Genomic DNA, 12,320 nt, shown 5'->3' on the forward strand with positions numbered 1-12,320 from the left:
TTCAAGGACTAAACTATTCTTAATTAATATGAATAGTTTAGTCCTTCTAGCTAACTCTTCAATACATGAACGACTTGAGCTTGTCGTAGCAGGGTAGGTTCATTTTCGCTTTTATGTAAAAAAACTGTTGCAACAAAGTAAAGCATTTGATAGAATAACATATGTTGTTAAAACATATATATCTTACTTGCAATATCTTTGTTAAGATGTTATAATATACAAGGTAATTGAATAGTCTTTTATTTAAACAAGTAGAGGCACCCGCTTCTCACCTGATTGACACATCCGTTTGTAGTTGGCAGGTTACGATGATCATTTATGTATACAATCGTAGTGTGGGTGTCTGAGACATCCACACTTTTTTATTTTTAGAAAATAAAAAAACCAGTTCTACAAAAATTCGGATTTGAAAAACTACTATTCAGTTTTAATAAACCTTGGAGGTGGCTAATTATTAGCAAAGATATGATGGTAAATGACGGAATCCGCGCACGTGAGGTTCGACTGATCGGTGCCAATGGAGATCAGCTTGGAATTAAATCTCGTCAAGAGGCTTTAGAAATTGCTACAAGAGCTAATCTTGATTTAGTTTTAGTAGCACCAAATGCAAAGCCTCCTGTATGCCGCATCATGGATTACGGAAAATTCCGTTTTGAACAGCAAAAGAAAGACAAAGAGGCGCGTAAAAATCAAAAGATCATCAATTTAAAAGAGGTTCGTTTGAGCCCAACAATTGATGAGCATGACTTTAACACTAAGCTTCGAAATGCACGCAAGTTCTTAGAAAAAGGCGATAAAGTAAAAGCTTCTATCCGCTTTAAAGGACGTGCAATTACACATAAAGGAATTGGTCAAAAGGTGCTTGATCGATTCTCAAGCGAGTGTGCTGATTTAAGTACAATTGAATCACATCCTAAAATGGATGGACGTAGCATGTTCCTAGTTTTAGCGCCGAAAAATGAAAAGCAATAATTACTTAAGGAGGAATACCTTATGCCAAAAATGAAAACTCACCGTGGAGCTGCAAAGCGTTTCAAAAAGACCGGATCTGGTAAACTTAAACGTTCACATGCTTACACTAGTCACTTATTCGCTAACAAATCTACAAAAGCAAAACGTAAATTACGTAAATCAACTGTAGTAAGCAAAGGCGATTTCAAACGTATTCGTCATTTATTAGACAACATCAAATAATCGGAAACACCGTAATATAGGAGGGAATTTACATGCCAAGAGTAAAAGGCGGTATCGTTTCACGTAAACGTCGTAAAAAGGTATTAAAATTAGCTAAAGGTTATTTCGGATCTAAACATACATTATACAAAGTTGCAAATCAACAAGTAATGAAATCATTAATGTATGCTTACCGTGACCGTCGTCAGAAAAAACGCGACTTCCGTAAGCTTTGGATTACTCGTATTAATGCAGCTGCACGCGTAAATGGTCTTTCTTACAGCCGTTTAATGCATGGTTTAAAGCTTGCTGGTATCGAAGTAAACCGTAAAATGCTTGCTGATTTAGCTATTGCTGACGAAAAAGCATTTGCTCAATTAGCAGACGCTGCTAAAGCACAACTTAACAAATAATTGAACGTTCGAAAGGGTTGACTCATTAATGGGTCAGCTCTTTTTTTGTTAGATACATGATATAGTAAATATAATGTATCATCTACAGTATTCATGAATAGGAGAGCGAAATTGTGAAATACATAATCATCTATTGTCTTTTATTAAATGTAATTAGTTTTATTTTGATGAGAGTTGATAAAATTCGAGCTAAGCGAGGAGAATGGAGAATTAAAGAAGCAACATTGTGGTGGTTAGCAATTGTCGGTGGTGCACTAGGTGGTTTTGCTGGAATGAGAGTATATCGTCATAAAACAAAGCATACTTCGTTTAAAATTGGATTTCCAGTCATTGCTATTTTGCAGCTAATTCTTTTTATCTATTTTATAAATCAATTAGCATAAAGTGAATAAATTCTCGTAAAATGTAATCGAACACTACTAACCTCGGGAGATGACAACAAGAAAGTGGTGATGACGATTGAACTCGCAACATCATCTGTGTTGACAGCTATACAAACAACTGGATATTTTGCACCTTTTTTCTTTATTTTGTTCCATCTTTTTAGGCAATTTCTGTTGATTCCTATAGCGGTTGTTTGTATTGCTGGTGGAGTATTATTTGGAGCTGAATTAGGATCCATATTTTCGGTGATCGGTCTTACAGGTTCAAGTATCATTTTTTATTTATTTTCAAAAGGATTTCCGACTTTATTGCAACGATTTGTGAAAATGAAGGTCAAATGGTTAGGAACATATACAAATTTATCAATTGGTCAGATCATTATCCTGCGTATGATTCCATTTGTTAATTTTTCACTTATTTCGTTATGTATTTTAGACAAAACAAAAACTTTTCGAGGTTACACGAAGCTTTCATTTTTGACTCATATTCCTTCTGCCCTATGTTTTACATTTTTAGGTGCTGCCATTCAATCATTATCACCTATAATTTTGGCAGTCATTTTAGTCATGCTAGTTGTACTTGTCTATTTTTTCAGAGAAAAGCAGGTTTTGATTAAATGGAATGATTTCTTTGTGAGAGAAAAGGTATGAATGATAGTGCGTACAAAAGCAAAAGGTACAGCAACTCGCTGTACCTTTTGCTTTTCTACCTTAAGAGACAGATAGTATTCGTTTTTTGTACTTAGTTTTGTTGTCTAGCTCCAGCGCAAGGCACTTGCGCTTTTCTTAATGTTCTCGTTTCTTAATTAATAGCTCTTTAATTGGACTCTTCCAATCAATCTTAGCATATGGGTATTGTTTCTTAACTTGATCTTCGATATGAGAAAAATCCTCTAAGGTTAATCCTTGTAATTTGCTTGTAGACTTTGCCCATATGAAAATAGAAACAACCTCAAATGCATTGGTCGTAGTGCCTAAATATTTTTCACCCTCAAATAAAACGCCCTTATAGGTTAATAAAAAGTTTTTACGAACATTTTCTTTATCATCTAAGAGGTAAAATTGTTTTTGTTCATTTGCTAACTCAAGCTTTCGTTTAGGATTAAATAAATATTTAAATCCTGTGTAAACGAGAAAAAGAATGAGCGCAATTAATAGTATTCGCAATAACAACACAATCATGGTAAAACCCCTCCTGAGGGCAATTTTCCTTATATACGACTCAGAATAGAAAAAGGTTTCAAGTTTTTTAAAATTTGTTATACTTTTTTAGTACAAATCTTAGGAACGGAGGCATAATTGTATGAATCTAATAAATTTATTTAAAATGCAGCAACAATTAGATACTAAAATTGAATCACAGCACCAGCTACAAAATGAAGCTCTAATTGAAAGGAAAATTCTTGCCCTATTAGTAGAAGTAGGGGAGCTTGCTAATGAGACAAGATGCTTTAAGTTCTGGAGTTTGAAGCCACCTGCAGCGATTGATGTCATATTAGAAGAATATGTAGACGGTGTCCATTTTATCCTATCACTAGGAATAGAAATCAAGGTTAACACAGCATTGAGCATAGAGGACAAGCAGGATGAACGTAGTTTGACAGAGCAATTTTTAATCGTTTATGAGACAATAACTGCATTTAAAAATAACCAATCCATTAGTCAGTACAAAAAAATGTTTGAGGAATATTTGTACTTAGGTAAGATTCTAGGCTTTTCAAATGAGCAGGTAGAAAAGGCGTATATTTCTAAAAATGAAGTTAATCATGAAAGACAGCAACAAGGTTATTAAATTCCTTTGACTGTCATTATTTCGTTTCATTTAGCCTTTATTGTATAATAATGAAGATATTGTTAATTGAAGGAGGCTAATTAATGACAAAGCTAGATGAAACATTAACAATGCTTAAGGATTTAACAGATGCAAGAGGGATTCCTGGTAATGAGCGTGAAGTTCGTGACGTCATGAAAAAATACATAAAAGATTATTCTGATGAAGTGTTTACAGATAATTTAGGTAGCTTGGTTGCAAAAAAGGTTGGTAATGAAAACGGTCCTAAAATTATGATTGCAGGCCATTTAGATGAAGTTGGTTTTATGGTCACGCAAATTGATGACAAAGGGTTTCTTCGTTTTCAAACAGTAGGTGGCTGGTGGTCACAGGTCATGTTGGCTCAGCGAGTAACAATTGTAACGAAAAAAGGTGACGTGACAGGAATCATTGGTTCCAAGCCGCCACATATTCTTCCTGCAGAAGCTCGTAAAAAACCAGTTGATATTAAGGATATGTTTATTGATATTGGTGCATCAAGCCGAGAAGAGGCAAAGGAATTTGGTGTAATGCCAGGTGATCAAGTTGTTCCTTATTTTGAATTTACCGTTATGAAAAATGAAAAAATGCTACTTGCAAAAGCCTGGGATAATCGAATTGGCTGTGCGATTGCGATTGACGTCCTTAAACAATTACGTGGAACAGATCATCCAAACGTTGTGTATGGAGTAGGTACAGTTCAAGAGGAAGTTGGTTTACGTGGGGCACGTACATCTGCTAACCTTATTCAGCCAGATATTGCATTTGGGGTGGACGTCGGTATCGCTGGAGATACTCCTGGTATTTCTGAAAAAGAAGCGGCAAGTAAAATGGGCGATGGTCCACAAATAATCCTTTATGATGCATCGATGGTATCACATAAAGGTTTACGCGATTTAGTAACAGATACAGCAGACGAACTAGATATTCCCTATCAATTTGATGCCATTGCTGGCGGAGGGACAGATTCAGGGGCTATTCACATTTCTGCAAATGGTGTACCAGCACTTTCGATTACAATTGCTACTCGTTACATTCATTCACATGCAGCTATGCTTCATCGTGATGATTATGAAAACGCGGTTAAATTGATAACAGAAGTAATAAAACGCTTGGATCGTGAAACAGTAGATAAAATTACATTTGAATAAAAATGAAAAAATGCTGGGGAATTTAACCCAGCATTTTTTATCGCTTAGGAATTATAAAATTATTGAACATAAGCGCACGACATCCAGCTCCAGCGCCTAGCCCCTCGAGGTCATAAGCTAATTTAGAATTGAAGGCAAAGAACGCCTTCTATTCTAAATCATCTTATGCTTGTCGGGGCTGATCAAGGCGCTTTCGCTTTTGTTCTTATTTCTTTAATCCTTGCTCTAACGTTGTTAACATCTCTTGCTTATCTTGTTCATTGGCATTTTGCCAAATAACCTCAAAAAGAACTCCAAGGCCTGGAAGCATTTTTTCTTCACCACTTTGAATCGCATCAACAATTGTATCCTCTAATTGATCTTGGCTATTTCCAGTAACGTTTGAAATGACTGCATGACGTAAATTTAAGTTCATTTACACACACTCCTTTGTTCTTTTTAACAGCTTATGATTAACGTTTGTTAATCAGCAAAGAATTATGTATGATTGTATAAGGAAAGTTAGTAAAAGGAGATTTACTGTGGATCGTATAGAATCAGTTAAAAATCAAAAAGTAAAGCAATGGCGAAAACTACATACTAAAAAAGAACGTGAAGCAACAGGAACGTATATCATTGAAGGTTTACATTTAGTCGAGGAAGCATTAAAAACAAAAGAAATTATAAAAGATCTTATTGTTTCAGAAGATGTAACACTTCCTACACATTGGAATGTCGATCAACTGAATATAACACTTATCACAAAGGAAATAATGAAAGCAATAAGTGATACGGAAGCTCCTCAAGGTGTTGCGGCAATTTGTGAATTCCAATCACAACATTCAGCAGAGGCTTGGAAAAGAATTCTTCTTGTTGATAGTGTTCAAGACCCAGGTAATTTAGGAACCATTATTCGCACGGCAGATGCTGCTGGCATTGACGGAATTATTTTAGGTGAAGGTACAGTTGATCACTACAATTCAAAGTGCATTCGTTCTAGTCAAGGATCAATTTTTCATCTACCAATTGTAAAAGGGAATTTACTGGAGTGGCTAGAAATTTACAACGAAAAGCAGATTCCAACCTATGGGACTTCCCTGCAAAATGGAGTAAGCTATCGTGAAGCTTCACCATCTGAGCAATTTTGTCTTATTATTGGCAACGAGGGTAGTGGTGTTAACAATGAATTATTGAAAAAAACGAGTAAGAATTTGTATATTCCGATATATGGAGAAGCAGAATCATTAAATGTTGCGATTGCAACAGGAATCCTTCTTTATCATTTAAAAGGATAGGTTGCGGGAACTTTTCGTTTTGATTATAATAAGATAGAAATTACATATGAATGAAACGATGACAGAGACTAGTAATTTACAGTTCGTCCATCCAGGGAAAAAATGCCCTTAGACTGCAAGCATTTTTAGGATTGAAGTAAATGAATTCACCTCTTGAGTTGACACTTGGACCGTAATAGGGCAAAGAGTAAAGAGCGGGAAAGGTTTTTCCAACCTTTAACCTCCCACATCTGACCTCTAGAACGTAAAGGTGCTCCGGTTCTTACCGTTATGGAAATGAAGTGAGCTGTATGTGGATTTTGTCTATACAGTTAACAAGGGTGGTAACGCGAATTCAAACTCGTCCCTTTTAGGGGCGGGTTTTTTATTTTGCAAAAAACTGTTAAAAGCTTTTTAAATAAAGGAGGAATTAAAATGCAGGAGCAATTAAAACAGCTTCAACAAGAAGCGCTTGAAAAGGTAGAACAAGCGCAGGATTTAAAAGCATTAAACGATATTCGTGTCGCTTACTTAGGAAAAAAAGGCCCGATTACAGAGGTTTTACGAGGAATGGGGAAGCTTTCAGCAGAAGAACGGCCTGTCATGGGAGCACTTGCAAATGAAGTACGTGAAACGATCGCTACTTCAATTTCAGGTAAACAGGAACATTTAGAGCAACTAGCTGTTGAACAAAAGCTAGCAAAAGAGACAATTGATGTTACATTACCAGGTAGCCCAGTAAGAGTTGGAAATCATCATCCCTTAACTGCTGTAGTCGAAGAAATCGAAGATCTATTCCTTGGTATGGGGTATCAAATTGCTGAAGGTCCTGAAGTAGAAACAGATTATTTTAACTTTGAGGCTTTAAACCTTCCTAAAGGGCATCCAGCCCGTGATATGCAGGATTCTTTCTATATTACAGAAGAATTGCTTTTACGTACACATACATCTCCTGTTCAGGCAAGAACGATGCAAAAACATGAAGGTAAAGGACCTGTAAAAATTATTTGTCCTGGTAAGGTGTATCGTCGTGATAATGATGATGCTACACACTCCCATCAATTTACCCAAATTGAAGGTCTTGTTGTAGATGAAAATATTAGCATGAGCGACCTGAAAGGTACACTAGAAGTTTTTGCGAAAAAAATGTTCGGTGAAGAGCGTGAAATTCGTTTGCGTCCAAGCTTCTTCCCATTCACAGAGCCATCTGTTGAGGTTGATGTTTCTTGTTTCTCTTGTGGCGGAAAAGGCTGTAATGTTTGTAAAGGTACTGGCTGGATCGAAATATTAGGTGCTGGGATGGTACATCCAAATGTATTGGAAATGGCTGGATTTGATTCAAAGAAATATAGTGGCTTTGCATTCGGTATGGGACCAGAGCGAATTGCGATGTTAAAGTACGGTATTGACGATATCCGTCACTTCTATACAGATGATGTACGTTTCTTAAAACAATTTAAACGAGCTTAATAGGGAGGCTTTTAACATGTTTGTTTCATATAAATGGTTAGCAGAATATGTTGATTTAACAGGAATCACTCCTGATGAATTAGCTGAAAAGATTACACGGAGTGGAATTGAAGTAGAGGGTGTTGACGTTTTAAACGAGGGCATGAAGGGTGTTGTTATCGGTCATGTCGTTGAAAAAGAGCAGCATCCAGATGCTGATAAACTGAATAAATGTCAAGTGGATCTAGGAAACGGTGAAATTGTTCAAATTATATGTGGTGCAAAGAATGTTGATAAAGGACAAAAGGTTGCTGTTGCAACTGTAGGTGCTGTTTTACCAGGGAATTTTAAAATAAAAAAAGCAAAGCTTCGAGGAGAAGTATCAAATGGGATGATTTGCTCATTACAGGAGCTTGGCTTTGAATCAAAGTTAGTAGCGAAAGAATACTCTGAGGGTATTTTTGTCTTCCCTAGTGATGTAGAAGTTGGTGTTGACGCACTTGGTCAACTAAACCTTGATGATGCTGTCCTTGAATTAGGCTTAACACCAAACCGTGCAGATGCACTAAGTATGCTTGGCGTAGCACATGAGGTTGCTGCCATATTAAACCGTGATGTAAAATACCCTGAGATTTCTTATGAAAGCACAGCGGATAAAGCATCGAATGCAGTGACAGTAAAAGTTGAAGCAACAGAAGATAACCCAGTATATACAGCAAAGGTTATTAAAAATGTAACAATTGCACCATCACCATTATGGATGCAAACACGATTAATGGCTGCAGGTATTCGTCCTCATAATAATGTAGTCGATATTACAAACTTTGTATTGTTAGAATATGGTCAGCCATTGCATGCATTTGATTATGACCGCTTAGGCTCAAAGGAAATTCTTGTCCGTCGTGCAAAAGATGGTGAGAAGATTGTGACATTAGATGACCAAGAGCGCACATTAACTGCAGAGCATTTAGTGATAACAAATGGAACCAAGCCAGTTGCTCTTGCCGGTGTTATGGGTGGAGCGAATTCTGAAGTACAATCTGATACAAAAACTGTTTTACTAGAATCTGCATTATTTAACGGGCAAACAATCCGTACTGCATCAAAAGAACACGGACTAAGAAGTGAAGCAAGTGCTCGCTATGAAAAGGGTGTTGATCCAAATCGTGTTCTTCCAGCAGCTGAGCGTGCGGCTGAGTTAATCTCCCTATATGCAGGTGGAGAGGTGTTAGAAGGTACTGTTGCGGTACAATCTGCAACATTCGAACCAGTTGTAGTTCAAACAACTGTTGAGAAAGTAAATCGTGTACTTGGAATGAATATCTCAGCTGAAGAAATGAAGACGATATTTGAGCGTCTGCAATTCGGTGTAGAGCTTGATAATTCAACAATCACTGTAACTGTTCCTACTCGTCGTGGTGATATTACAATTGAAGAGGATTTAGTAGAAGAAGTAGCAAGACTTTATGGTTATGACAACATTCCAACAACTTTACCTGTCGGGCAAGCATTTCCAGGTAAACTAACAGATTATCAAGAAAAGCGTCGTAAAGTCCGTCGTTACTTAGAAGGTGCTGGTTTAAATCAAGCAATCACCTATTCATTAACAAGTGAAGAGAAAGCAGCAAAGTATGCACTTGAAGTTTCTGAACTAACAAAGCTTGCGTTACCAATGAGCGAAGAACGCAGTGTTTTACGTTTAAGCCTCCTTCCTCATTTATTAGATACGTTAAAATACAACCTAGCAAGACAAATCGATCAAGTGTCACTTTATGAAATTGGATCAGTCTTCCTCACGCAAGGTAAAGATCTTCAACCGCTTGAGAAAGAACGTTTATCTGCTGCTGTTACAGGATTATGGCATTCACATTCATGGCAAGCAGAAAAGAAACCTGTAGATTTCTATGTTGTAAAAGGAATTGTTGATGGACTTGTTGATCTTCTTGGTTTAACAAAACAAATCCAATATAAACAAGCAAAACGTGAAGGGATGCATCCAGGACGAACTGCTGAGCTATTCTTAGGTGAAAAGCTTGTTGGGTTCATTGGTCAGGTACATCCAACTGTTCAAAAACAATTAGATTTAACCGAAACATATGTATTTGAGCTATCTCTAGTAGATCTTTTAACAGTTGACGTAGCTGAAACACGTTTTGAAGTCATTCCTCGTTACCCTTCAATCACAAGAGACATCGCTCTTGTTGTTAATAAGGATGTTGTTGCAGGAGAGATTGAACAGATTATTGCTGAAGCAGGTGGTAAAATGCTAAAAAGTGTATCTGTTTTTGATCTATATGAAGGTGATCGTCTTGAAGAAGGCAAGAAATCTGTCGCATTCTCCCTACGCTATTTCGACCCTGAGCGCACGCTAACAGATGAAGATGTAACAAAAGCGCATGATAAAGTGTTAAAGGCAGTAGAAGAGAAAGTTGGAGCAACACTACGTGGGTAAAAGTATTGAAAAAAGGGTAAGCACATAACCTGTGCTTACCCTTTTGTTCTTACTAAGGAAATAATAAAATTCTTGTACTGCGGATAAGCGCTTTGACATCCAGCTCCAGCGCCTAGCCCCTCGAGGTCATAAGCTAATTTAGAATTGAAGGCAAAGAACGCCTTCTATTCTAAATCATCTTATTTGCCCGAGGCTGAACAAGGCGCTTGCGCTTTTGTTCTTATTTTTTCGCTAACTTCATTGCTTTTTCAGTATTAGCAAAATGTTTTTTAGTGATAGTAGATAAAAACTGACTTCCGCTTTTTTTTATAATCTTAGCAGCTGCTACATCAACCTGTGCTCCTGCTCCTTTTGGAATCGTAACTCCGACTTTTTCAGATAAACGCTCAAATTCTTTTACAAAGGAATATCTTGCAATAATCGATGCAGCGGCAACTGCCAAGTGTACGCCTTCAGCTTTTGTTGAGAAATAAATGTTCTCTTTTACAACTTTTTTTCCCTGCAGGTGTTTAAAATAAATGAGTGGATCAACAAATTGATCAATTAATAATCCATCAGGTTTTTCAGGAGCTATTTTCTCAAGGAGTTTGTTGATCGCTTGATTATGTAATAAGGCTTTCATTTTTCCCTGTGTCATGCCTTGCTGTTGAAGCTCATTGTATTTTTCGTTATGAAGCACGAGTAGGCTGTATGGAATTGTATTAATTAGATCCTTAGCAATCGCTATAATTTGCGGATCTTTAAGATTTTTAGAATCTTTAACTCCGAGCTCTTGTAGTAAAGGGATTTGTTCTTTTTTAACATAAGCAGCAACAACTGTAATTGGACCAAAAAAGTCGCCGGTCCCAACTTCATCAGAACCAATAATCGATAAACTTGAAATATTGGTAGGTGGTTTAAATTCGGTTGGAGTTTTGCTAGAAGAAGATAGTGCAGGTTTCTTCATAGTTTGAGTTCGAGTTCCCCATCTTGAAGCCTCAGCTTCTGCTGTCCCACCTTGAAATAAAACCTTTCCAGATTTATAAGCTGTAATGGTACAGCCGTTTGCTTTTGCAGAAAAAACGGCACCAGGTGGTATTTTGTCCGTTTTATTAGCTACATAATGAGCTTCCATTTGTTTTATAGTAGCTAAATTTACCTTAATTACTGAATTTGCCAATGGAGACATCCTTTCGCTTTACATATTTATACAAAGTGTTTGTAAAAATTGAACTTCTTCCCATATCCTTTAGTCTCATGTTATGATAGTGAATAGGATTTGCAAGAAATGGAGGATTTATCGTTGTCAAATCGCCCTAAATCGAAAACGATAGTAGATATATATGGTCAACGATTTTCAATTGTAGGTACAGAGAGCACAAGTCATATTCGTGCAGTTGCTTCAATTGTTGATGATAAAATGCGAGAGATTAATAGTAAGAACCCTTCTCTTGATATAAATAAACTTGCTGTATTAACAGCAGTAAATATAGTTCATGACTATTTAAAGTTAAAAGAAGATTATGAAAAACTAGAGAAACAAATCATAGAAAAGGATTGAAGCATACAAATGCTAGATTTAGTATTATTTATTATTCTATTATTCGGAATACTAGTTGGCCTAAAACGCGGTTTTATCCTGCAATTTGTTCATTTGACGGGATTTATCGTCGCATATATTGTAGCATACCAGTATTTCGATGATCTTGCACCGAAATTAAAGCTATGGGTTCCGTATCCTGTGACAAATGAGGGTCCGGCAATCCTTTCATTGATAAACGGTGATAATTTAGAGGGTGCATATTATCGTGCAGTTGCGTTCGTTATATTATTTATAGGTACAAAGATAGTTATGCAAATAATTGGTTCTATGTTAGATTTTGTTGCTTTATTACCAATTTTAAAACAATTAAATAGATGGGCAGGGTCAATTTTAGGTTTTCTAGAATCATACCTGTTGTTATTTATTTTCCTATTTATAGGAGCACTTATTCCAATACAACAACTTCAGGTAGTATTAGACCAATCAATGCTTGCTGATCTAATTGTAAATCATACTCCGTATTTTTCTAATAAAGTAAATGAACTATGGATTCAGTACATGTCATAACTTCTCTGCTTACTTAGAGAAGTTTTTTTCTTTTACTTTGGCCCTGTTAAACTTGGTTGTTGTTGATTTCCGCTGCAGGCGTTCGTTTCCGCGGGCTGTCCGGGAGCCTCCTCGGTGCTTTGCACCTGCGTAAGTCTCCCTTAGACT

15 protein-coding genes and 2 other annotated features are annotated in these 12,320 nt (G+C 36.6%); of the genes, 12 read left to right on the top strand and 3 right to left on the bottom strand.

Annotated features, from left to right (window positions below; all coding sequences use genetic code 11):
* Positions 1 to 243 precede the first annotated feature (243 nt).
* Positions 244 to 370, top strand: a sequence feature (ribosomal protein L20 leader region).
* Positions 371 to 450: 80 nt separating this feature from the next.
* The 5 genes from infC (at position 451) to I7822_RS21850 (ending at position 2,620) form a co-directional block, all read left to right on the top strand.
* Complete coding sequence (gene infC / locus I7822_RS21830; RefSeq protein ID WP_168714488.1) at positions 451 to 972, top strand: translation initiation factor IF-3; 522 nt, start codon at positions 451 to 453, stop codon at positions 970 to 972.
* Between the two features lie 21 nt (positions 973 to 993).
* Positions 994 to 1,194, top strand: coding sequence for a 50S ribosomal protein L35 (rpmI, locus tag I7822_RS21835; RefSeq protein ID WP_066326889.1), 201 nt, complete (start codon positions 994 to 996; stop codon positions 1,192 to 1,194).
* Between the two features lie 32 nt (positions 1,195 to 1,226).
* Positions 1,227 to 1,586, top strand: a complete 360-nt coding sequence (gene rplT / locus I7822_RS21840) for a 50S ribosomal protein L20 (protein ID WP_207981187.1) — start codon at positions 1,227 to 1,229, stop codon at positions 1,584 to 1,586.
* Positions 1,587 to 1,699: 113 nt separating this feature from the next.
* A complete protein-coding gene (locus tag I7822_RS21845; RefSeq protein ID WP_307847845.1) occupies positions 1,700 to 1,969 on the top strand; it encodes a DUF1294 domain-containing protein in 270 nt (89 codons plus the stop codon).
* Positions 1,970 to 2,032: 63 nt separating this feature from the next.
* Positions 2,033 to 2,620 (top strand): TVP38/TMEM64 family protein, encoded by a 588-nt coding sequence (locus I7822_RS21850; protein ID WP_207981188.1) that lies wholly within the window; start codon positions 2,033 to 2,035, stop codon positions 2,618 to 2,620.
* A gap of 135 nt (positions 2,621 to 2,755) precedes the next feature.
* Here the strand turns inward: I7822_RS21850 and I7822_RS21855 are convergent, their stop codons facing one another.
* Positions 2,756 to 3,151 carry a sigma-w pathway protein ysdB gene (locus I7822_RS21855; protein WP_207981189.1) on the bottom strand — a complete coding sequence of 132 codons (396 nt, stop codon included), beginning with the start codon at positions 3,149 to 3,151 and terminating at the stop codon, positions 2,756 to 2,758.
* Between the two features lie 121 nt (positions 3,152 to 3,272).
* Here I7822_RS21855 and I7822_RS21860 point away from each other — a divergent pair, with 121 nt between their 5' ends.
* On the top strand, positions 3,273 to 3,761 hold the full coding sequence (locus I7822_RS21860; protein ID WP_207981190.1) for a dUTP diphosphatase: 489 nt from the start codon (positions 3,273 to 3,275) through the stop codon (positions 3,759 to 3,761).
* A gap of 83 nt (positions 3,762 to 3,844) precedes the next feature.
* Positions 3,845 to 4,930: a M42 family metallopeptidase gene (locus I7822_RS21865; RefSeq protein WP_207981191.1), complete on the top strand. Its 1,086-nt coding sequence runs from the start codon at positions 3,845 to 3,847 to the stop codon at positions 4,928 to 4,930.
* Positions 4,931 to 5,135: 205 nt separating this feature from the next.
* Here I7822_RS21865 and sspI read toward each other — a convergent pair whose 3' ends face one another.
* The gene (gene sspI, locus I7822_RS21870) at positions 5,136 to 5,345 is read right to left on the bottom strand and encodes a small acid-soluble spore protein SspI (RefSeq protein ID WP_207981192.1); all 210 of its coding nucleotides are present in this window, start codon (positions 5,343 to 5,345) and stop codon (positions 5,136 to 5,138) included.
* 106 nt (positions 5,346 to 5,451) lie between these two features.
* On the opposite strand from sspI, the gene I7822_RS21875 reads away from it, so the two are divergent.
* From I7822_RS21875 to pheT, 3 genes are all read left to right on the top strand, one after another.
* Positions 5,452 to 6,204 carry a TrmH family RNA methyltransferase gene (locus I7822_RS21875; protein ID WP_207981193.1) on the top strand — a complete coding sequence of 251 codons (753 nt, stop codon included), beginning with the start codon at positions 5,452 to 5,454 and terminating at the stop codon, positions 6,202 to 6,204.
* Positions 6,205 to 6,253: 49 nt separating this feature from the next.
* Positions 6,254 to 6,555 (top strand) — a binding site (T-box leader).
* Between the two features lie 63 nt (positions 6,556 to 6,618).
* Positions 6,619 to 7,653: a phenylalanine--tRNA ligase subunit alpha gene (gene pheS, locus I7822_RS21880; protein WP_207981194.1), complete on the top strand. Its 1,035-nt coding sequence runs from the start codon at positions 6,619 to 6,621 to the stop codon at positions 7,651 to 7,653.
* Between the two features lie 16 nt (positions 7,654 to 7,669).
* Positions 7,670 to 10,084 (top strand): phenylalanine--tRNA ligase subunit beta, encoded by a 2,415-nt coding sequence (pheT, locus tag I7822_RS21885; RefSeq protein ID WP_207981195.1) that lies wholly within the window; start codon positions 7,670 to 7,672, stop codon positions 10,082 to 10,084.
* Between the two features lie 220 nt (positions 10,085 to 10,304).
* On the opposite strand, the gene rnhC is transcribed toward pheT, so the two are convergent.
* The gene (rnhC, locus tag I7822_RS21890) at positions 10,305 to 11,243 is read right to left on the bottom strand and encodes a ribonuclease HIII (protein ID WP_207981196.1); all 939 of its coding nucleotides are present in this window, start codon (positions 11,241 to 11,243) and stop codon (positions 10,305 to 10,307) included.
* Between the two features lie 108 nt (positions 11,244 to 11,351).
* Here rnhC and zapA point away from each other — a divergent pair, with 108 nt between their 5' ends.
* Positions 11,352 to 11,624 (top strand): cell division protein ZapA, encoded by a 273-nt coding sequence (zapA, locus tag I7822_RS21895; protein WP_372442200.1) that lies wholly within the window; start codon positions 11,352 to 11,354, stop codon positions 11,622 to 11,624.
* Positions 11,625 to 11,633: 9 nt separating this feature from the next.
* Positions 11,634 to 12,173, top strand: coding sequence for a CvpA family protein (locus tag I7822_RS21900; protein ID WP_066326911.1), 540 nt, complete (start codon positions 11,634 to 11,636; stop codon positions 12,171 to 12,173).
* Positions 12,174 to 12,320 lie beyond the last annotated feature (147 nt).

The organism is Metabacillus bambusae (assembly GCF_017497975.1).
Classification (GTDB): Bacteria; Bacillota; Bacilli; order Bacillales; family Bacillaceae; genus Metabacillus; species Metabacillus bambusae.

Bases quoted from the DNA above. Each gene is read 5' to 3' on its own strand.
- rpmI (WP_066326889.1), top strand. From the start codon at position 994: ATGCCAAAAATGAAAACTCACCGTGGAGCTGCAAAGCGTTTCAAAAAG.
- rplT (WP_207981187.1), top strand. From the start codon at position 1,227: ATGCCAAGAGTAAAAGGCGGTATCGTTTCACGTAAACGTCGTAAAAAG.
- I7822_RS21855 (WP_207981189.1), bottom strand. From the start codon at position 3,151: ATGATTGTGTTGTTATTGCGAATACTATTAATTGCGCTCATTCTTTTT.
- I7822_RS21860 (WP_207981190.1), top strand. From the start codon at position 3,273: ATGAATCTAATAAATTTATTTAAAATGCAGCAACAATTAGATACTAAA.
- I7822_RS21865 (WP_207981191.1), top strand. From the start codon at position 3,845: ATGACAAAGCTAGATGAAACATTAACAATGCTTAAGGATTTAACAGAT.
- sspI (WP_207981192.1), bottom strand. From the start codon at position 5,345: ATGAACTTAAATTTACGTCATGCAGTCATTTCAAACGTTACTGGAAAT.
- pheS (WP_207981194.1), top strand. From the start codon at position 6,619: ATGCAGGAGCAATTAAAACAGCTTCAACAAGAAGCGCTTGAAAAGGTA.
- pheT (WP_207981195.1), top strand. From the start codon at position 7,670: ATGTTTGTTTCATATAAATGGTTAGCAGAATATGTTGATTTAACAGGA.
- zapA (WP_372442200.1), top strand. From the start codon at position 11,352: ATGGAGGATTTATCGTTGTCAAATCGCCCTAAATCGAAAACGATAGTA.
- I7822_RS21900 (WP_066326911.1), top strand. From the start codon at position 11,634: ATGCTAGATTTAGTATTATTTATTATTCTATTATTCGGAATACTAGTT.